General features: G+C 73.1%; 20 protein-coding genes. 7 read left to right on the forward strand and 13 right to left on the reverse strand.

Annotation, left to right across the window (positions count from 1 at the left end):
- Positions 1–102 precede the first annotated feature (102 nt).
- The 3 genes from BG452_RS13645 to BG452_RS13655 all read right to left on the reverse strand — a co-directional run bounded on the left by BG452_RS13645 (position 103) and on the right by BG452_RS13655 (position 1,180).
- Positions 103–387: a DUF427 domain-containing protein gene (locus BG452_RS13645; RefSeq protein WP_188304539.1), complete on the reverse strand. Its 285-nt coding sequence runs from the start codon at positions 385–387 to the stop codon at positions 103–105.
- Between the two features lie 69 nt (positions 388–456).
- The gene (locus BG452_RS13650; RefSeq protein WP_188304540.1) at positions 457–693 is read right to left on the reverse strand and encodes a DUF6296 family protein; all 237 of its coding nucleotides are present in this window, start codon (positions 691–693) and stop codon (positions 457–459) included.
- A 250-nt stretch (positions 694–943) separates the two neighbouring features.
- Positions 944–1,180 (reverse strand): DUF2277 domain-containing protein, encoded by a 237-nt coding sequence (locus tag BG452_RS13655; RefSeq protein WP_188304541.1) that lies wholly within the window; start codon positions 1,178–1,180, stop codon positions 944–946.
- A gap of 171 nt (positions 1,181–1,351) precedes the next feature.
- Here BG452_RS13655 and BG452_RS13660 point away from each other — a divergent pair, with 171 nt between their 5' ends.
- Complete coding sequence (locus tag BG452_RS13660; protein WP_188304542.1) at positions 1,352–2,596, forward strand: MFS transporter; 1,245 nt, start codon at positions 1,352–1,354, stop codon at positions 2,594–2,596.
- Positions 2,597–2,657: 61 nt separating this feature from the next.
- Here BG452_RS13660 and BG452_RS13665 read toward each other — a convergent pair whose 3' ends face one another.
- Positions 2,658–3,224 carry a DJ-1/PfpI family protein gene (locus BG452_RS13665; RefSeq protein WP_188304543.1) on the reverse strand — a complete coding sequence of 189 codons (567 nt, stop codon included), beginning with the start codon at positions 3,222–3,224 and terminating at the stop codon, positions 2,658–2,660.
- Between the two features lie 365 nt (positions 3,225–3,589).
- On the opposite strand from BG452_RS13665, the gene BG452_RS13670 reads away from it, so the two are divergent.
- Both BG452_RS13670 and BG452_RS13675 read left to right on the forward strand, forming a co-directional pair.
- The gene (locus tag BG452_RS13670; protein ID WP_188304544.1) at positions 3,590–4,132 is read left to right on the forward strand and encodes an RBBP9/YdeN family alpha/beta hydrolase; all 543 of its coding nucleotides are present in this window, start codon (positions 3,590–3,592) and stop codon (positions 4,130–4,132) included.
- A gap of 4 nt (positions 4,133–4,136) precedes the next feature.
- Positions 4,137–4,760 carry a hypothetical protein gene (locus BG452_RS13675; protein ID WP_188304545.1) on the forward strand — a complete coding sequence of 208 codons (624 nt, stop codon included), beginning with the start codon at positions 4,137–4,139 and terminating at the stop codon, positions 4,758–4,760.
- Between the two features lie 131 nt (positions 4,761–4,891).
- Here the strand turns inward: BG452_RS13675 and BG452_RS13680 are convergent, their stop codons facing one another.
- A complete protein-coding gene (locus BG452_RS13680; protein WP_188304546.1) occupies positions 4,892–7,207 on the reverse strand; it encodes a transglycosylase domain-containing protein in 2,316 nt (771 codons plus the stop codon).
- A gap of 168 nt (positions 7,208–7,375) precedes the next feature.
- Positions 7,376–8,878: an alpha/beta hydrolase gene (locus BG452_RS13685; RefSeq protein ID WP_188304547.1), complete on the reverse strand. Its 1,503-nt coding sequence runs from the start codon at positions 8,876–8,878 to the stop codon at positions 7,376–7,378.
- A gap of 243 nt (positions 8,879–9,121) precedes the next feature.
- On the opposite strand from BG452_RS13685, the gene BG452_RS13690 reads away from it, so the two are divergent.
- Positions 9,122–10,378: a YibE/F family protein gene (locus BG452_RS13690; RefSeq protein ID WP_317621026.1), complete on the forward strand. Its 1,257-nt coding sequence runs from the start codon at positions 9,122–9,124 to the stop codon at positions 10,376–10,378.
- A gap of 8 nt (positions 10,379–10,386) precedes the next feature.
- On the opposite strand, the gene BG452_RS13695 is transcribed toward BG452_RS13690, so the two are convergent.
- Together BG452_RS13695 and map are read right to left on the reverse strand one after the other, a co-directional pair.
- On the reverse strand, positions 10,387–10,812 hold the full coding sequence (locus BG452_RS13695) for an acyl-CoA thioesterase (protein ID WP_188304549.1): 426 nt from the start codon (positions 10,810–10,812) through the stop codon (positions 10,387–10,389).
- A gap of 46 nt (positions 10,813–10,858) precedes the next feature.
- Positions 10,859–11,626, reverse strand: coding sequence for a type I methionyl aminopeptidase (map, locus tag BG452_RS13700; RefSeq protein ID WP_188304550.1), 768 nt, complete (start codon positions 11,624–11,626; stop codon positions 10,859–10,861).
- A gap of 209 nt (positions 11,627–11,835) precedes the next feature.
- On the opposite strand from map, the gene BG452_RS13705 reads away from it, so the two are divergent.
- Both BG452_RS13705 and BG452_RS13710 read left to right on the forward strand, forming a co-directional pair.
- A complete protein-coding gene (locus BG452_RS13705; protein WP_188304551.1) occupies positions 11,836–12,318 on the forward strand; it encodes a hypothetical protein in 483 nt (160 codons plus the stop codon).
- A 36-nt stretch (positions 12,319–12,354) separates the two neighbouring features.
- Positions 12,355–12,624, forward strand: coding sequence for a helix-turn-helix domain-containing protein (locus tag BG452_RS13710; protein WP_188304552.1), 270 nt, complete (start codon positions 12,355–12,357; stop codon positions 12,622–12,624).
- 64 nt (positions 12,625–12,688) lie between these two features.
- Here BG452_RS13710 and BG452_RS13715 read toward each other — a convergent pair whose 3' ends face one another.
- The 3 genes from BG452_RS13715 to BG452_RS13725 form a co-directional block, all read right to left on the reverse strand.
- Complete coding sequence (locus BG452_RS13715) at positions 12,689–14,083, reverse strand: ABC transporter substrate-binding protein (RefSeq protein WP_188304553.1); 1,395 nt, start codon at positions 14,081–14,083, stop codon at positions 12,689–12,691.
- A gap of 66 nt (positions 14,084–14,149) precedes the next feature.
- A complete protein-coding gene (locus BG452_RS13720) occupies positions 14,150–15,058 on the reverse strand; it encodes a carbohydrate ABC transporter permease (protein ID WP_188304554.1) in 909 nt (302 codons plus the stop codon).
- Positions 15,055–15,975 carry a carbohydrate ABC transporter permease gene (locus BG452_RS13725; RefSeq protein ID WP_188304555.1) on the reverse strand — a complete coding sequence of 307 codons (921 nt, stop codon included), beginning with the start codon at positions 15,973–15,975 and terminating at the stop codon, positions 15,055–15,057. The genes BG452_RS13720 and BG452_RS13725 overlap by 4 nt, the downstream gene beginning before the upstream one ends.
- Positions 15,976–16,189: 214 nt before the next feature.
- Here BG452_RS13725 and BG452_RS13730 point away from each other — a divergent pair, with 214 nt between their 5' ends.
- Positions 16,190–16,876, forward strand: a complete 687-nt coding sequence (locus BG452_RS13730) for an SMI1/KNR4 family protein (RefSeq protein ID WP_317621027.1) — start codon at positions 16,190–16,192, stop codon at positions 16,874–16,876.
- Between the two features lie 10 nt (positions 16,877–16,886).
- Here BG452_RS13730 and BG452_RS13735 read toward each other — a convergent pair whose 3' ends face one another.
- Complete coding sequence (locus BG452_RS13735; RefSeq protein WP_188304556.1) at positions 16,887–17,648, reverse strand: SDR family NAD(P)-dependent oxidoreductase; 762 nt, start codon at positions 17,646–17,648, stop codon at positions 16,887–16,889.
- Positions 17,645–18,420: MFS transporter (locus tag BG452_RS13740; RefSeq protein ID WP_188304557.1), on the reverse strand; the 776-nt coding region annotated here is incomplete at its 5' end. The genes BG452_RS13740 and BG452_RS13735, both read right to left, overlap by 4 nt.

The following is an 18,420-nucleotide window of genomic DNA, read 5'->3' on the forward strand; positions in this document are numbered from 1 at the left end:
CGCGGATTGCCCGGCCCCCTGCGCCCGGCCGGTCGCGACCGGCCGGTCGCGACCGGCCGGGCGCGGCCAGGCGCGGGCGGGCTACTCGGCGTTCTCCGCGCCCTACTCGGTGATCTCCACGCCCCGCCAGAAGGCCACCCGGCCCCGCACCTGCTCGGCCTCGGGCTTCGGATCGGCGTAGTACCAGGCGGCGTCCGGGTTGGTGTGCCCGGCCACCTCCAGGGTGTGGTAGTTGGCCGTGCCCTTCCAGCCGCACACCGTGGTGGTGTCGGAGGGCCGCAGGAACTCGGCCCGGACCGACTCGGCCGGAAAGTAGTGGTTGCCCTCGACGACGACGGTGTCCGCGCTCTCCGCGACGACCGTTCCCTGCCAACTCGCTGTGGTCATGGAGCGATTGTGCCCCACCGACCGGTCCGCGGCCGGTGCTTCGAGGGGAAACCGGATCTCACCGCGGGCTCACGGCAGCGGGTGGGCGTGCACCGGCAGGTGCGGACTCTGGTGGCCGCCGCTGGCCAGCATCCGGACCTCGCCCGCGTCGCTGATCTCGGCCCGGACGATCCCGCTGGCGTCCTCGTACACGGGGTGCCCGCCCGGGCCCTTGGCACTGGTCCGGGTGACCACGACCACGTCCTGTGGGGCCTGGGTACCGGGCGTGCCGGGGAAGGTGAGGGCGTAACGGTTGGCGGGGTTCATCACCGGCTCCTGCTTCTCGGCGGCACGTTCTAGGGCGTGTCTTGTGGATCTTGTCGGATAGGCCGCGGCGTTGGGGTGCGTGCATCGCAAGGCGGAGGTGGGGGCACCTCCCGGCCGGAGGCTGGGGGCGGAGCCACTGCGGTGGGGGCACCTCCCGGCCGCCAGGCTGGGGGCCATTGGCGACCGACGACAACGCGGCGAGGTGCGTGCCCCAACGCCGCGGACCCGGCAGTGATCCGCAAGACACGCCCTACGCCGTGACCTCGGCGGCCCGGGCGTGTGAGCCGCGGACCTCCAGTTCGTCGAGCAGGCGGGCGGTGGCCTCGGCGACCGCGTCCACCGCCCGGTCGAAGGCCTCGCGGTTGTGCGCCGCCGGGGCGCGGAAACCGGACACCTTGCGGACGTACTGCAGCGCGGCGGCGCGGAAGTCCTCCTCGTCCGCGTCGGGCGTCACGGGGGGTCGCAGCGTCTTGATGTTGCGGCACATGCCCCCAGTCTCGCGCGCCGCGGCCGACGAGGCGAGCCCCTTCCGGCGCGGGACCCCGATTCGTCACACGGGCCTCACGGGGACGTCATCCGGCCCGATTAGGATTCCCGACGAACGAATCACCCCGCAGCGCGCCCTCCCGGGCGCGGGCATCACCCCGGAGCCACCCCCTTGCCTCTCGCGCTGTTCGCGCTGGCCGTCACCGCTTTCGCCATCGGCACCACCGAGTTCGCCGCCATGGGGCTGCTCCCCCAGGTCGCCGACAGTCTGCACGTCTCCATCCCGCAGGCCGGCTGGCTGATCTCCGCGTACGCGCTGGGGGTGGTGATCGGCGCGCCGCTGCTCACCGCGCTCGCCGCCGGGAAGCCCCGCAAGACGGTGCTGGTGGCGCTGGCCGCACTGTTCGCGACCGGCAACCTGCTGTGCGCGCTGGCGCCCGACTTCTGGACGCTGGCCGCCGCCCGGCTGATCACCGGGCTGCCGCACGGCGCCTTCTTCGGCGCCGGGGCGGTGGCCGCCGCCGAACTGGTGGCCCCGGACCGGCGGGCCCGGGCGGTGGCCGTGATGTTCTCCGGGCTGACCGTGGCCAACATCGTCGGCGTCCCGGCCGCCACCCTGCTCGGCCAGCACCTGGGCTGGCGGGCGACCATGCTGGTGGTGGTGCTGATCGCCGCCGCCGGGACGCTCGCCATCGCCCGGCTGGTGCCGGCCCTCCCCTCCCCCGCCCAGTCCGGGCTCCGGCACGAGCTGCGGGCCTTCCGCAGCGGGCAGCTGTGGCTGGCGCTGGCCACCGTGGTGGTCGGCTGCGGCGGCATGTTCGCCTGCTACAGCTACATCGCGCCGCTGCTCACCGAGGTCTCCGGGTACGCGGCCGGCTCGGTGACCGGGGTGCTGGCACTGTTCGGGGTCGGGATGACGATCGGCAACGTGCTCGGCGGGTTCACCGCCGACCGGGCGCTGCGCCCGACGGTCTGCGTGTCCTTCCTGCTGCTCTCCGCGACGCTGGCGCTGTTCGCGGTGACCGCGCACGCCCGCTGGTCGGCGGCCGTCACGGTGGTGCTGATCGGGCTGTTCGGCTTCGCGATCGTCCCGGCGGTGCAGACCCTGGTGCTGCAGAAGGCACGCAGCGCGCCGACCCTGGCCTCGGCGACGGTGCAGGGCGCCTTCAACCTGGCCAACGCCCAGGGGGCGTACTTCGGCGGGCTGGCGCTGGACGCCGGGCTCGGCTGGACCTCGCCGACCCTGGTGGGCGCGGGCCTGGCCGCCTCCGGCGCCGTGGTCGCCCTGCTGGCCTGGGCGGCCGACCGGCGCCCGCCCGCCCCGGTGCCGGTGGAACCGGCGGCGGAGCGGGCGGAAACGCGCCTGACGACGGCGCTCCAGGGCCTGTCGTCGAACGCCCCGCAGGCGGGAGTCTGACGACAGGCGCCAGGTCAGGACGCCTGGAGGCGCAGCTCGGTGAGCGCGGCCGGGCGGGAGGTCAGGCCAGCGGGGCCTTGGTGCGCAGCACCTCGATGAACGCCCGCAGCCACGCCGGGTGGTCGGGCCAGGCGCGGGCCGAGACCACCACGCCGTCCACCACCGCCTCGCCCTCGACGAACTCGGCGCCCGCCGCCTTGATGTCGGGGGCGAGCGCGGGGTAGGCGGAGGTGCGGCGGCCGTCGAGCACCCCGGCGGCGGCGGTGATCAGCGGGCCGTGGCAGATCTGCGCGACCGGCTTGTCGCCCGCGAAGAAGTGCCGGGCGATCCGCTGGACGTCCGGGTCGTTGCGCAGGTACTCGGGGGCCCGGCCGCCGGGGATGACCAGGGCCACGTAGTCGGCCGGGTCGACGTCGGCCAGGGCGATGTCGGCGGGCCAGGTGTAGCCGGGCTTCTCCGTGTAGGTGTCATAGCCGTCCACGAAGTCGTGCACCACGAACTGCAGGCGCTTCTTGGTCGGGGCGGCGATGTCGACCTGGTAGCCCTCCTCGCGCAACCGCTGGTACGGGTAGAACACCTCCAGTGACTCGGCGGCGTCCCCGGTGACGAGCAGGATCTTCGCTGTCATCCCCGACATCCCTCCATGTGATCGATCATCAGTTCCGGTACGGGCCCGGGGCGGTGGCGGCCGGGCGACGGCCCGGTCCAACCTCCCGTACCGGCCGTGCCGTTGGCAACTGGGCGCACCGGGCGTACGGCAGCGCACGATCCGGCTCGCGCGCCGGTCGGAAACCGTGCGCGCCGGGACCGGGGCGGGGTACGGCGCCCGGCTGCGGAGCCCTCGCGACCGAGGCCTAGACTCTCGTGCTGCCCACCCACCGACCGTCCACGTCCCGTCCACCAACCGTCCACCGACCGCCGCCACACTCCAGTCGCACCGCCGCCGCACCGCAGTCGCCGCACTGCCGGTCCAACCCGCCTCCGGAGGAGCCCATGCCCGACCACGCCACCTACCTCGTCCTCCCCGGTTACCAGAACTCGGGCCCCGAGCACTGGCAGACCCGATGGGAGGCCGCCGAGCCGACGGCCTTCCGCCGGGTCGAGCAGGCGGACTGGGACCACCCGGAGCAGCGGGACTGGGTGGCCCGGGTGGACGCGGCGGTGGCCGCCGCCGCGGGGCCGGTGGTGCTGGTCGCGCACAGCCTGGGCTGCGTCACGGCGGCCCGGTGGGTGGCCGGCGCCCCGGCCGAGCGGACCGCGGCCGTGCGGGGCGCGCTGCTGGTCGCCCCGCCCGACATCGACACCGCCGAGGTGCCGGAGCTGCTGGGCTTCCGGCCGGTGGCGCTGGAGCCGTTCCCGTTCCCGACCGTGGTGGTCTCCTCCACCGACGACCCGTGGGTGAGCCCCGGGCGGGCCCGGGAGTTCGCCCGGGCCTGGGGCGCCCGCTACGTCGAGCCGGGAGCGTACGGGCACCTCAACTCGGACTCCGGGCTGGGCGACTGGCCGGAGGGCCGGAAACTCCTTGCGGAGCTGTGACCGGATGACCGGGGGGACGATGAACGAGCGCGGGAACCACCGGCCGCGACGGAGCCGGCGCACCCTGATCCGGGTGCTGCTGGCCGCCGGGGCGGCGGCCGTCCTGCTGTACACCGAGGGCCAGTGGGAGAGCCGCTCGGGCGGCCTGATGCTGGTCGCCGATCTGCTGAACCGGCCGGAGCTGCTGCTCGGCGGCGCGCTGGCCGCGCTGATCGCGGCCGCCTGGCTGAGCGACCGCCGCACCGCCGTACGGGCCGCCACCCGGGCGGTCACGGTGACGGCCGGGGTCGTGTTCCTGCTCGGCGTGCTGGCCGCGCACAAGGTGTCGGCGGCCGAGACCCGCAGCCGGGAGGAGGCCCCGGCCGGTGCGCAGCGGTCCCTGGTGGTGGTGCACCGCTCGTACGACTCCGGGCCGCAGACCGGTGAGCACTGGCAGGTGCTGCTGGAGAGCGGCCAGGGCTGGTCGGCCCGGCGCTGGCTGCTCGCGGACGTCGGCGGCGGGCCGGACGACGCCCGGCTGGTGGCGGCGGAGTGGACCGGGCGGACCCAGATCACCGTGGTCACCGACTCCTACCGGCGGGTGTTCAACCTCGACCAGGACAGCGGCGAGCCGGTCGAGGGGCGGTAGTCCGACGGGTCACGGCCGAGGGCGTGGCAGATCAGCGCCGGCGGGGCCGCGTTGCCCGCCTCCCGTCCGCCGACGGGCCGCGGCCCCGCCTGAGTACGGGTGCTCGGGCGGGGCCGCGGGCGTCAGTGGTCTCACTGCCCGCCGCCGTCCGGCGGGGTGGTGGCCGGGGCCGAGCGGCCGGTCTGCCCACCGGTCTGCCCGCCGGTGGCGGGGCCGGTGCCGTGCGGCCGGCCGGTGTTCCCCGGGCTGGGCGACCCGGTGCAGCCGGTCGGAGCCGGCGAGCCGGCGGTGGTGCCGCAGCCGGGGTTCGGCGTGACCGGGTCCGGGATGTAGACGGTGGTGAAGTCCTTCTCCGGCATGGTCCGGACGGCGGCGCTCATGGCCTGCTGCCAGATCGGCCCGGGGCCGGTCGCCCCGAACACCTCGGGCTGGTACTGGCCGCCGATCCGGATGTTGCGCATCGGCACCTTGGTGCCCGGGCTGCCCAGCCAGACCGAGGCGGCCAGGTTGCCGGTGTAGCCGGTGAACCAGGCGGACTTCTTCTCGTCCGTGGTGCCGGTCTTGCCCGCGATCTGGCGGTCGTCGTCCAGCCGGAGGTCCCGGGCGGTGCCGCCCTTCTCGGTCACCCCGAGCAGCACGCTGTTGATCACGTCGGCGGTGTCCGTGGACATCACCTGGTTGCAGCGGGCCGGCGGCACCGGAACGTCCTTGCCGTCCACCGTGGTGATCCGGTTGATCGCCAGCGGCGCGCAGTAGCTGCCCCGGGCGGCGAAGGTCGCGTAGACGTTGGCCATGGTCAGCGGGCTGACCTCCTGGGTGCCGAGGCCGAGGGCCGGCACCTCCTGAAGCGGGTCGCCGCTCGCCTTGCCGCTCACGCCCAGCTTGTCGGCCATCTGCTTGACGGCACAGAGCCCGATCTCCTGCTCCATCTGCACGAAGTAGGTGTTGACGGAGAGCGCCATCGCCTGCTTGAGCGAGTACGGGCCCTTCTCGCTCGGGCTCTCGTTGGGGATGACCCCGTCCTTCGTGCCCTTCTTGAGGTTCTTCCAGGTGCCGTCGCAGGTCTTCGTCGTCGGCCAGTCCATCCGGTTCGGCGAGTCGTACTGCTGGGTGGGCGGCAGCCCGGCCTCCAGGGCGGCGGCGGCCACGATCGGCTTGAAGTTGGAGCCGGGCTGGAAGCCGATGCCGCCGCCCATCGCCGCGTCCACGTTGAGGTTGACGACGGTCTGGTTCTTCTCCTTGGCCAGGCCGTACGGGCGGGTCTGGGCCATCGCCAGGATCTTGCCGCTGCCGGGCTCGACCATCGTCATCGCCGCCGAGACCGGGTCGGTGACGTACACCTTGGTGGAGACGGCGTTCTGGGCGGCGGCCTGCTTGTCCGGGTCCAGGGTGGTGTAGATGTTCAACCCGCCGGTGTCCCACAGCTTCTTGCGCTCGGCGGCGCTCTTGCCGAAGGCCGGGTCCTGCTTGACCACGTGCCGCACGTAGTCGCAGAAGAAGCCCATGCCGGCCTGGGCGGTGATGCAACCGTTCTGCGGGTCCCGGTAGTTCAGGCCGAGCGGGGCGGCCTTCGCCTCCTTCGCCTGGTCGGCGGTGATGTGCTTGTTCTCCAGCATCTTGTCGATGACGGTGTCCCGGCGCTTCTGGGCCGCCACCGGGTGCAGCTTCGGGTCGTACTGGGACGGGTTCTGCACCAGCCCGGCGAGCGTCGCCGCCTCGGGCAGGGTGAGGTCCTTGGCGTCCTTGCCGAAGTAGCGCTGGGAGGCGGCCTGGATGCCGTACGCCTGGTGACCGTAGAAGGTGATGTTCAGGTAGTTGGTGAGGATCTGCTCCTTCGGCAGGTCCTCCTCCAGCTTGATGGCGTACCGCAGTTCCTGGATCTTGCGGCCGAGGGTCTTGCGCTGGGCCTCGCGCACCGCCACCGGATCGTCCCCGGCCAGTTCGACGTTGACGTTCTTCACGTACTGCTGGGTGAGGGTGGAGGCGCCCTGCACGGCGGCGCCGCTCTCCGCGTTCTTGGTGATCGCCCGCAGCACGCCCTTGAGGTCGACCGCGCCGTGCTCGTAGAACCGGGCGTCCTCGATGTCCACCTGGGCCCGGCGGATCAGCGGCGACATCTGCTCGGCGGCCAGCACCGTGCGGTCGCGCTCGTAGACCTTGGCGATCAGGCCGCCCTTGGCGTCGTAGATCTGGGTGGCCTGGGTGAGCGGCGGGGTCTTGAAGTCGTCGGGGATGCTCTCGAAGCTCTCGGCACCGTTCTTCGCGCCCAGCCCGACCGCGCCCGCCGCCGGGAGGATCAGGCCCGCCAGCAGGACGCCGCCCAGCACGCTGGAGCCGAGGAAGGTGGCCGCATGGCGCAGGATTCCGAGCGGGGTCTGACGGCGCCTCGGGCGCGGCACCCAGGTGTCGCCCGGGTCCGGGGCAGGTATGCGGCTCTTCGGTGACATAGTTCGAACATTACGGCCGTGAATCCCCACCGTGGGGGGCCTGTTGGCGAACTATTGTCACAAAATCGCGACAGGTTCGACTCATATCCGAGGGTCGAATAGGGGTTCACCCGGAAGCAAGGACCGTTCGTTCACGGTCCGTTGCCTCCGCGTGCCGTGCCCCCGTCCTCAGCTCGCCGGGGTCGCCGCGTTCGGGGCCGCCGGGCAGAACACGTCCTCGGCGGGGCGACGTCCCGTCACCAGGAAGTCCGTCACCACCGCGTCGCCGCAGGCGTTCCGGTGCGCCCGGTAGACGCCGTGGCCGCCGGCGTCCACGGTGACCATCCGGGCGCGGTCCCCGAAGGCCGCGCGGAGCTTGAGCGCACCCTTGTACGGGGTGGCCGGGTCGCGCAGGTTCTGCGCCAGCAGGACGTTCGCCGGGCCGCGGCCGGTCACCCGCACCGGCGGCTCGGCGGGCGCGGACGGCCAGAAGGCGCAGGGCATCACGTTCACCGGCAGGCCCGCGGTGAGCGGACGGGCGGCCCGTTCGGCGGCGACGTCCTTGGCGTAGCCCGCCGGGTCGGTCGGCCAGCTGACGTCGTTGCAGAGGGTGCCGATGGAGGCCGCGACGCTGTTCTGCACCACCTGCTCCGGCGGCAGCACCGGGTCGGGCAGCGGCCGGCGGCCGAGACCGGCCAGCATCAGCTGCGCCAGGGCGGGGAACCTGGCGTCCGCGTCCAGGCTCTGCAGCATGGTCTCGCGCAGCACGTTGCCGTTCAGCTCGGCCGGACTGGCACCCGGCCAGGGCAGCGGCGAGCGGTCCAGCCGGGCGGCGAGGTCCAGGAAGAGCGGGCGGACCTCCTCGGGGGTGTCGGCGACCCGGTCCGGATTGCCGGGCGCCGAGGCCCACGCGGCGAAGTCCGGGAACCGGTCCTCGAGCCCCTGGCCGTAGGCGGCGAGCCAGCCGCGGCCGACCCGCGACGGGTCCGGGTCGTCGTTGCTGTCCAGCAGGATCCGGTCGGTGCGCTGGGGGAACATCGTCGCGTAGACGGCGCCCGCGTAGGTGCCGTACGAGGTGCCCCAGGCGGACAGTGTGCGCTCGCCGAGGGCCTGGCGGATGCGGTCGATGTCGCGGGCCTCGTTCGCGGTGGAGAGGCTGCGCAGCACCGGGCCGCCGTTGCGGGCGCAGGCCTCGGCGACCCGGCGCTCGGTGGCGAGGTTCTCGTCGATCGAGCCGTCGGCGGCGGGCCAGGGGTGCAGCTTGGACAGGGCCAGGTCGGAGCTGTCCAGCCCGCAGCTGACCGGGGTGGAGCGGCCGACCCCTCGGGGGTCGAAGCCGACCAGGTCGAAGCGGTCCCGCACGGACTGCGGGAGCTGTTCGGCCGCGCTCGCCGGGAGGCCGAGCCCGGAGCCGCCGGGCCCGCCGGGGACGGTCAGCAGGACGCCGTGGCGCAGACCGGGTTTCGCGGTGGCGATCCGGGAGACGGCGACCGTGATCTGACGGCCGCCCGGGTCGTTGTAGTCCAAGGGGACGGTCAGGTCGGCGCACTGGAGGCGCGGGTCGCTCTGGCCCTGACAGGTCGACCAGTTGAGGCCGCCCCGGCCGGCCCGCTCCGGCTCGGCGGCGGCGGGCAGAGCGGTGAGGGCGGTGACAGCCAGGGTGGCGAGGGTGATTCCGGTGAGCTTTGTCATGCCCAAGAGTCTGCTGGGGCGGTGCACTTGGGCCCATGCGGGCAGCAGGCCGGTCCGCGGTGGGGCAATCCCCCGGCGCCCGGGTGCACCCTGCGCCCGGGTGCGGCGCGCCCACGGTTCCCGCCCTGCGGGGGAACGGGCGGTCGGGCGCCGATGATTTCGGGTGCTGTTCCAGCTGTTCGTTCGCGTGCTGCTGCGCGTGTCGATCCGCTTGCCGTGCGGAAGGACTGAGGAGGCGTGAGGGTGGAAGCAGGGACTCTGCACGACGGGCACGACCACGGCGGAGGTGCGCCCGCGGGGCACTCGCACGCCCACGGGCCGGCCGCGCCGGTCTCCGCGCACCTGCGCAAGGTGATCGCGGCCGTGCTGATCCCGTTCGCGGTGGCCGTCGCCGTCGGCCTGGTGGTGCTGTGGCCGGGCGGGGTCCCGGCGCACCAGCACACCGGGGTCGGCTTCGACCAGCAGATCCGGCACGGCCGGGTCACCGCCGTCAGGGAGTTGCCCTGCGCCGACCTCAACTCCGCCGACCAGGGCGCCTGTCGGCAGGACGCCGTGGAGGTCACCGACGGGCCGGACCGGGGCCGGACGTTCACCGTGGTCGTCCACCCGTCCGAGCCCCGGCAGTACGAGGTCGGCGAGCAGGTCGTCCTGACGTACGCGCCGGACGCCCCGGCGGACCTCCGGTACAGCGTGGTGGACGTGGACCGCAACCTGCCGATGGGCGTGCTGGCCGGGCTGTTCGCCGTCGTCGTGGTGGCGATCGGGCGCTGGCGCGGGGTGGCCGCGCTGATCGCGCTGGCGATCAGCTTCGCCGTGCTGTCGCTGTTCATCCTGCCCGCCATCCTGCGCGGTGCGGACCCGCTGCTGGTGGCGATCGTCGGCGCCAGCGCGATCATGCTGATCGCCCTCTACCTGTGCCACGGACTGTCCGCCCGGACGTCCGTGGCGGTGCTCGGCACACTGGCGTCCCTGGTGCTGACCGGGGTGCTCAGCCTGGTCTTCGCCTCCTGGGCGCACCTGACCGGCGACACCTCCGAGGAGACCGGGCTGGTGCACGACCTCTACCCCGGCATCGAGATCCGCGGCCTGCTGCTGGCCGGGTTCGTGATCGGCTCGCTCGGCGTGCTCTTCGACGTGACGGTCACCCAGACCTCGGCGATCTGGGAACTGCGCGAGGCCGACCCGACGATGGGCGCCGGCCGGCTGTACCGGACCGGCATGCGGATCGGCCGCGACCACATCGCCTCGACCGTCAACACCCTGGTGCTCGCGTACGCGGGTGCCGCGCTGCCGCTGCTGCTGCTGTTCTCCATCGCGCACCGGACGGTGGTCTCGGTGGCCACCAGCGAGCTGGTGGCCGAGGAGATCGCCCGCACCCTGGTCGGCAGCATCGGACTGGTCGCCGCCGTGCCGGTCACCACCGGCCTCGCCGCCCTGATCGCCGCCGCCGACCACCACCGGCCCGCGGCCGTGATCGGCGGGCAGCACCGGCACGCGTAGGCGGTGGGTCAGAGCCCGAGCAGCCCCGGGTCCGAGGCGAGGGCGCGCAGTGGTTCGCGCGGGTCGGCGACCAGCCGGCGCGCCGCCAGGTCGAGGATGCCGCCCACTCCGGTGATCTCCGCGGCCAGCACGCCGTCCTCGCGGGTCAGCCGCTGCACCACCTGGAAGGTCTTGCCCTCCCGCCAGCCGAACGCGCAGCTGACCTCCACCGTGTCCCCGGCGCGCAGCTCCCGCAGGTACTTGACCGTGGTCTCCAGCACCACCGGGCCCACGCCCTTGGCGACCAGTTCGGCCTGGCGGATCCCGGCCGCCTGGAGGTACTCCCAGCGGGCGTGCTCGGCGTACTGCAGGTAGACGGCCTGGTTCAGGTGGCCCTGGGTGTCGGTCTCGTACCCGCGTACGGTGACCCGCGTGGTGAAGTCCTGATCGGTCATGCCCGCACGGTACTCCGGCCGGTCGGCGGCCACCGCGTAACGTCCGTCACGGCAGGGTGAGGATCAGCGGGCCGTCCTCGGTGACGGCGACCGTGTGCTCGACGTGGGCGGCGCGGCTGCCGTCGGTGGTGCGCAGCGTCCAGCCGTCCGGGTCGGTGGCGTAGTCGTCGCGGCCGCCGGCCGTCAGCATCGGCTCGATGGCCAGCACCAGGCCCGGGCGCAGCGGGTAACCCCGGCCCGGGCGGCCCTCGTTGGGCACGTGCGGGTCCTCGTGCATCCGGCGGCCGATGCCGTGCCCGCCGTAGCCGTCGAGCAGCCCGTAGCGTCCGGCCCGGGCCGCCGTGCCGACGGCGTGGGCGATGTCGCCGATCCGGTTGCCGACCACGGCGGCGGCGATCCCGGCCTCCAGGGCCCGCCGGGTGGCGGCGATCAGTTCGGTGTCCTCGGGGCGGGCGGTGCCGACGGTGAAGCTGACGGCGGAGTCGCCGCACCAGCCGTCCAGGACGGCGCCGCAGTCGATGCTCACCAGGTCGCCGTCGCGCAGCCGGTAGCCGTTCGGGATGCCGTGCACGACGGCGTCGTTGACGGAGGCGCAGATGACGGCGGGGAACGGCACGGGCGCGAACTCCGGCCGGTACCCGAGGAACGGCGAGGTCGCCCCGGCCGCCGCGAGCACGCCCCGCGCCACCTCGTCGAGCTCCAGCAGGCCGACGCCCGCCGCGGCCTCCCGCTGCACGGCCGCCAGCGCGTTGGCGACCACCCGCCCGGCCTCGCGCATCGCGGCGAGGGCGGTGTCCGACTTGAGTTCGACCATGATGAGCCACTCCCTGGATCCAATTCTTATACCGGTATTTGTATCACGGTCGAGCGCCGGGACACCATCCGGCGGTACACGAAGGGCCGATGCGCGACCGCCGACACCTCCAAAGGGCCTCGGACCAGCGGAAATGCGAATGCTCGCCCGGTTCCCGATCCGCTAGCGTTCGGCCGCACCATCCGATGATCTGATCACTAGGAACCCACGTGACGACCCCGCCGCTCCCCGCCGTCGACGACACCCCGCAGCCGGCCGAGCCGCTCACCCCGGAGTCCCCGCACCACGAACTCCCCGCCCCCGCCGACCCCTCACGACTGCGCCGCCTGGGCAAGCGGGTCGGGGGCCCACTCCTCCTGGTCGCGCTGCTCACCGGCGCCATGGTCGCGGTCGGCAACGCCGGCAAGTCCGAGCCCGCGGCCGCGAAGGTCGGCGACTGCGTGCACGACCTCGGCGGCGGCTCCAAGCCGAACATGGAGCTCGTGGACTGCACCAAGCCCAACGCCGACTTCAAGATCACCAAGGTCACCCACGACGGCAGCGACCCGCACCCCTGCGAGTCGGAGCCGGAGAACGTCTTCGGCTCCTACTCCGAGGAACGCCAGGCCACGATCTTCACCCTCTGCCTGTCCCTGAACGCCGGCCGGCCGGGCGGCCCGGCCCCCCTCCCCAACTGGCCCGAGGACCACTGACCCGCCCACCCGGCGCAAGGGCCTAGACTCAACGGCATGGTGAGGACTCCGCTGACCCCGTGGGAGCGCGAGCGTGGGGAGCGCTTCGGGGCGCTGCTGCGCGAGGCGCGTGGTGAACGCAGCATGGTCGAGGTGGCGGCGGTGGCCGGGGTCTCGGCGGAGACGCTGCGGAAGATCGAGACGGGTCGGGCGCCGACACCGTCGTTCTTCACCATCGCGGCGCTGGCGTTCGCGCTCGACCTCTCCCTGGACCAGCTGGCCGGCGCGTGCGCGCTGCCCGAGGACGGCGAGGCGCTCTCGGCCTGACGGCGACGGCCCGCCCGGCGCGTGCTGCGCCGGGCGGGCCGTCGTCCGTGAAGGGGTGGCCGGGTCAGCCGACCGAGCTGTTGTAGCTCTCGATCGCGGGCTGGAGCTCCTTGGCCGCGTCGGCCAGGGCCTGCTGGGCGGTCTTGCCGCCCGCGATGGTCTGCTCGATGGCGGTCTCCACGCCCTTGCGGGCCTGCGGCATCACGCCGAGCAGGCAGCCGGCCGTGGCCGGGGTGGGCTTGGTGGCCTTCAGCTGGTCGATGGCCGTCTGGAACTGCGGGTACGTGCCCACCCACTCCTTGTCCTTGGGGTCGTCCAGGGACTTCGCGTTGACCGGGAAGTAGCCGGTACCGGTGTGCCAGACGGCCTGCTGCTCGGGGCCGGTGAGGAACTTCTCGAACTCCCAGGCCGCGCGCTTCTCGGCGTCCGAGTGCCCGGGGCCGCTGATCCACAGCGAGGCGCCGCCGATGACCGGGCCGCCCTGGTCGGCGGCGGTGACCTTGGGGAAGGCCGCGGTACCGACGCCGAACTTGGCGGCCTCGGTGTAGCCGCGCAGCACGCCGGTGGACTCCAGGTGCATCGCGACCGTGCCGGCCTTGAAGGCGGCCTGGGCGTCGTCGGTGACCCGGCCGGTGTTGGCCGCGTAGCCGCCCTTGACCAGGTCGGCCCACCACTGGACGATCTGCGCGCCCTGGGCGGAGTCGAACACGACCTTGCCCGCCTTGTCGCTGCGACCGTTGTCCTTGTCGCAGTACATGGTGCCGGACTCGGCGAGCAGCTCCTCCACGAACCAGCCGTAGATGGCGGCGCCGAAGCCGTAGCGGACGGTCTTGCCGTCGGCGTCCTTCTTGGTCAGCTTCTTGGCCGTGTCGGCCAGCTCGTTGAGGTCCTTGGGCGGCTGCGCCGGGTCGAGGCCGGCCTCCTTGAAGGCGTCGGTGTTCAGGTAGAGCAGCGGCATCGAGGAGTTGAACGGCATCGAGACCAGCTTGCCGTTGGCCGAGTAGTAGTTGCGGATGTTGGGGTCGAGGTCGGCCAGCGAGTAGCCGTCCTTGTCGGCGAAGGCCTGGGCCGGGACGGTCTGCTTGGAGTCGATCATGAAGCGGGTGCCGATGTCGTAGACCTGCACCAGGGCGGGGGTGCCCTTCTGCTGCACCGCGGCCTTGTACTTGGTGACCAGCTCGTCGTACTTGCCCTGGAACTGCGCCTTGACCTCGATCTTGCCCTGGTGGGCCGCGTTGAAGTCCTTGACCAGCCCGTTCAGCACGTCCGCGTTCTTGCCGGTCATCGAGTGCCAGAACTCGACGGTGGTGACGCCGGAGGCCTGGTCGAGCGCCTGGGCGCCGGGCGCGCCGGCGTCGGCGGAGCCGCCCGAGCCGGAGCCGGACCCACTGGATCCGCAGGCGGTCAGGGACAGGCCGGCCACCAGCAGGGCCGCGAGCGCGCGTGCACTCTTCTTCACGAGGGTTCTCTTTCTTTCCGGTGGGGAGCGGAGCGGGGACGTACGGCCGGCAGGACGGGCACCGGCTCAGCGGACGGCGCCCGCGGTCAGGCCGCGGACGATGAAGCGCTGGCCGAAGACCACCAGGGCGAGGGTGGGCAGCAGCGAGAGCACCACGCCGGCCAGGATCAGGCCCGGGTCGGCCATCTCGGAGTCGCGCAGCGAGGTGAGACCGATCTGCAGGGTCTGCATGTCGGCGGTGCGGGTGATGATGAGCGGCCAGAAGTACTGGTTCCAGGCCGACAGGAAGACGTAGATCGACAGCGCGGCCAGGGCCGGCTTGTTGAGCGGGACGACGATCCGCCACAGGAAGCGCCAGTGGCCCGCGCCGTCGATCCGGGCCGCGTCGCGCAGTTCGCCCGGCAGCTGCCGGAAGGCCTGGCGCAGCATGAAGGTGCCGAAGCCGGAGGCCAGGAACGGCAGGACGAGGCCGAAGTAGGTGTTGCCCAGCCCCCAGTCCGACAGCGTCAGGTAGTTGGGGATGATGATCGCCTCCCACGGGACCATCAGCGTGGCCAGGAACACCGCGAACACCACGGCCCGCGCCTTCAGCGGCAGGAAGACGAAGGCGTACGCCGCCAGGATCGAGGTGACCAGCTGGGCGACGGTGATGGCGGTCGCCGTGATCGCCGAGTTGGCGTACTGCCGGAACAGCGGGATGGTGTCCACCGCACCGGAGAAGTTCCGCCCGGTGACCGAGTGCGGCACCAACGCGGGCGGGTAGGAGGCGAGTTCGGACGGATCCATGAAGGCGCCGACGACCGCGTAGTACACCGGGAAGGCCACGGTGACCACGGCGACGGCGAGCAGCAGGTAGACGGCGGCGCGGCCCAGCAGGTCACGCGGGGAGCGCCCGGCGAGGGCCCGGGGGCGCGGGCGGGCGGCGTCGGCCTCGGGGCGGGCGTCGGCCGTGCTGGTCGTGCTGGTCGTGCTCATGCGTAGTACACCTTCCGCTCCAGGACGCCGAACTGGACGGCCGTGCAGGCGAGGACGACCACCAGCAGCACCACGGCCTGGGCGCTCGCCGTGCCGAAGTCGCTGGAGCCGTAGGCGAAGGCCTTCTCGTAGACGGAGTAGACCAGGGTCCGGGTGGAGCCGTCCGGCCCGCCCTTGGTGAGGATGTGGATCTGGCCGAAACTCTGCAGTGCGTGGACGGTGGAGACCACGGTCAGGAAGAACAGGTTCGGGCCGAGCATCGGGACGGTGATCGAGCGGGCCAGCCGCAGTCCGGAGGCGCCGTCGATCCGGGCCGCCTCGACGACCTCGCCGGGGATCGAGCCGATGCCCGCCGAGAGCACCAGCACGTTGTAGCCGAGGTTCATCCAGACCGTGGTCAGGGCCACCGAGAGCAGCGCGTACCGGGAGTCGGTGAGCCAGCCGACCGGGCCGAGGCTGACGTGCGACAGCAGGCCGTTGAGCACCCCGCTGGCCGGGTTGAAGAACACCGCGAAGACCACCGAGGCGCTGGCCACCGAGAAGGCGAAGGGCAGCGCGAAGGCGGAGCGCAGCAGCCGTACGCCCCGGATCCGGTTCTCCAGGAGCAGCACCAGCACCAGCGCGCCGAGCACCCCGGGCACCACGGTGAGCAGGGTGAACAGCGCGGTGGTGACCAGCGTCCGGCCGAAGTCGGCCGAGGACAGCAGGTCGGTGTAGTGCTTGAATCCGACGTAGCGGGAGGGCGCGCCGAAGAGGTCGTTGGCGTGCCCGCTCAGGTAGATCGTCCGTCCCAGCGGATAGCCGATGAACAGGACGAAGACCACCAGGGAGGGCAGCAGGAAGGCCCAGGCGAGGCCGTGCTCACCCCAGCGGCTTCGACGGCCCGGGAGGGGCGCGGGGTGCGGTGCGGTCGGCATTGCTCGCGCGTCCGCCTTTCGTGAGTTGGTTCCGGCCGAAACCGTGTCCTGCCCGAACGACGGCGCGGGAACCCCGCGGTGATCAACCGGTGTCCTCGGGATTACGCGTTCGCGTCAGATTTCGGCCGGTCGTGCGCGCAACAGCCGTTCCCACCACGGGAGGCTGCCGTTCCCACCACGGCGGGCTGTCAGCGGGGTGTCATACCGTGCGCGGGTGAACGACACCGATTTCGACCTGCGGGCCGCGATGGCCGCAACGCCGGGTGGCCGCGACGGCGCCTGGGCACTCGTCCGGGGCTTCGCCGCACACTGGGGCGAGCCGCTGGGACCATTGGACGGCTTCACCGACGCCGAACTGGACGCGGCGGAGGAGCGGCTGGGGCTGCGGCTGCCGGCGGCCCTGCGCGAGGCGTACCGGCTGTTCGGGCGCCGGGCCGACCTCACCAGCTCCCAGGACGTGCTGCTGACGCCGGACGAGCTCCACGTGCTGGACGGCGCGTTGGTGTACCGGGCGGAGAACCAGGGCTGCGCCCACTGGGGCGTACTGCTGGACGACCTGGCACAGCCGGACCCGCCGACGGTGGCCCGGCCGGACCTCGCGGACACCTCGCAGGAGCGGTGGGAGCCCTGGGAGGAGCGCTTCTCGACGGCGGCGGCGGTGATGGCGATGAGCGAGAAGCTGCTGGAGGACGACGAGTTGAGCGACTTCCTCGAATCTCAAGCCGAACTGCCGGACGAATTCAGCGAGTTGCCGGCCCTCGGCCGGGAGTGCCGCTGGTACCAGGGCCCGGACGTCCTGGTCATGGCGGTCGGCGACGCCTGGACCGCGGTCCGGGCACGGACCCCGGAGGCGCTTGACGCGCTCTACGGAGCCGTGCCCGGAGACTGGTTGAACGGCTGAGCCGCGCCGGTCAGGCGGTGACGCCGCCGTCCAGCACCAGGTCCGCGCCGACGGTGTAGCCCGCCTCCGGCGAGGCCAGGTACAGCACGGCGGCGGCGATCTCCGCGACCGCGCCGGAGCGGCCGACCGGCACCTCGGACTTCATCCGCTCGCTCTTCTCGGCGTCGCTCTCGCCGGGCCGGGTCGACATCGGGGTGTCCACCGGGCCGGGGCTGACGGTGTTGATCCGCACGCCCTCGCCGATGTGGTCCCGGGCGGCGGAGCGGGTGAGCGCGGTGACGGCGGCCTTGCTGGCGTTGTAGGCGCCGACGCCCTCGACCCGCTTGTGGACGCCCAGGTTGGACGAGACGTTGACGATGGCGCCGCCGCCGTGGGCCCGCATGTGGCCGATCTGGTGCTTCATCGCCAGCAGGGTGCCGGTCACGTTGATCTCGAAGACCCGCCGGAACTCGTCCTCGTCGATCTCGGCGACCGGCCCGGCCGCGCCGAACACCCCGGCGTTGTTGACGGCGACGTCCAGTCCGCCGAAGTGCTCGACGGTCTCCCGGACCAGCCGGGCGGCGTCCGCGCTGTTCGTCACGTCGCCGGTCAGCGCGACGGCCTTGCCGCCCGCCTGCTCGATCAGTTCGACGGTCTCGGCCAGCGGGCCGGCGCCGCGCCCGGCGACCGCGACCCGGGCGCCCTCCTGGGCGAAGGCGAGCGCGATGCCCCGCCCGATGCCGCTGCCGCCGCCGGTGACCAGGACGGACTTGTCGGCGAAACGCGTGCTCATGTGGTGAACTCCTTGATCCGGGTGGTGTGTTCGGGTGCGTTGGGGATGGTCTTGGTGGTGTCGGCCGTGGTGCCGGTCCGGGGCAGCAGGGCGACCGCGAGGGCGGTCAGCGCCAGTCCGGCGGCGGCCGCGGCGAAGGCCGTCGCGTAGCCGCCGACCACGGTCGGGCGGGTGGCGGCGAGGGCCATCAGGGCGGCCAGCCCGGCGGTGGGGCCGAGTTCCATGGCGGTGTTGAAGACACCCGCGGCCAGGCCGGTCCGTTCCGGTGCCACACCGCCGGTGGCGAGCACGGCCGCCCCGGCGAAGGACGCGGCGGCTCCGGCGGGCAGCAAGAGCAGTCCGGGCAGCAGCCCGGTGGGGTAGCCGCTGCCGGGGTCGAGCCCGGCCAGCAGGGCGAGTCCGACGCATTCCAGGGCGAGGCCGGCGGCGGTGACCGGGACCGGCCCGTAGCGGGCGATCAGCGGCCCGGCGGCCCGGCCGGCCAGCACCAGGGCGACGGCGTACGGCAGGAAGGCGGCGGAGGTGTCGGCCGCGCTCCAGCCGCGCAGTTGCTGGAGGTAGAGCGAGAGCAGGACGAAGGCCAGTGCGGTGCCGGCGGAGGTCGCCATCACGGCGGCCAGCGCGGTGGCCCGGCGCCGGTCGGCGAGGAAGCCGGGTGGCAGCAGCGGGTCGGCGGCGCGGCGTTCCGCGCGGCGTTCGGCGCCGGCGAAGGCGAGCAGCAGGAGCAGTCCGGCGGCCAGCGGCCCGAGCACCCCGGCGGTGTGCCAGCCGT

The organism is Streptomyces sp. CBMA123 (assembly GCF_014596465.1).
Classification (GTDB): domain Bacteria; phylum Actinomycetota; class Actinomycetes; order Streptomycetales; family Streptomycetaceae; genus Kitasatospora.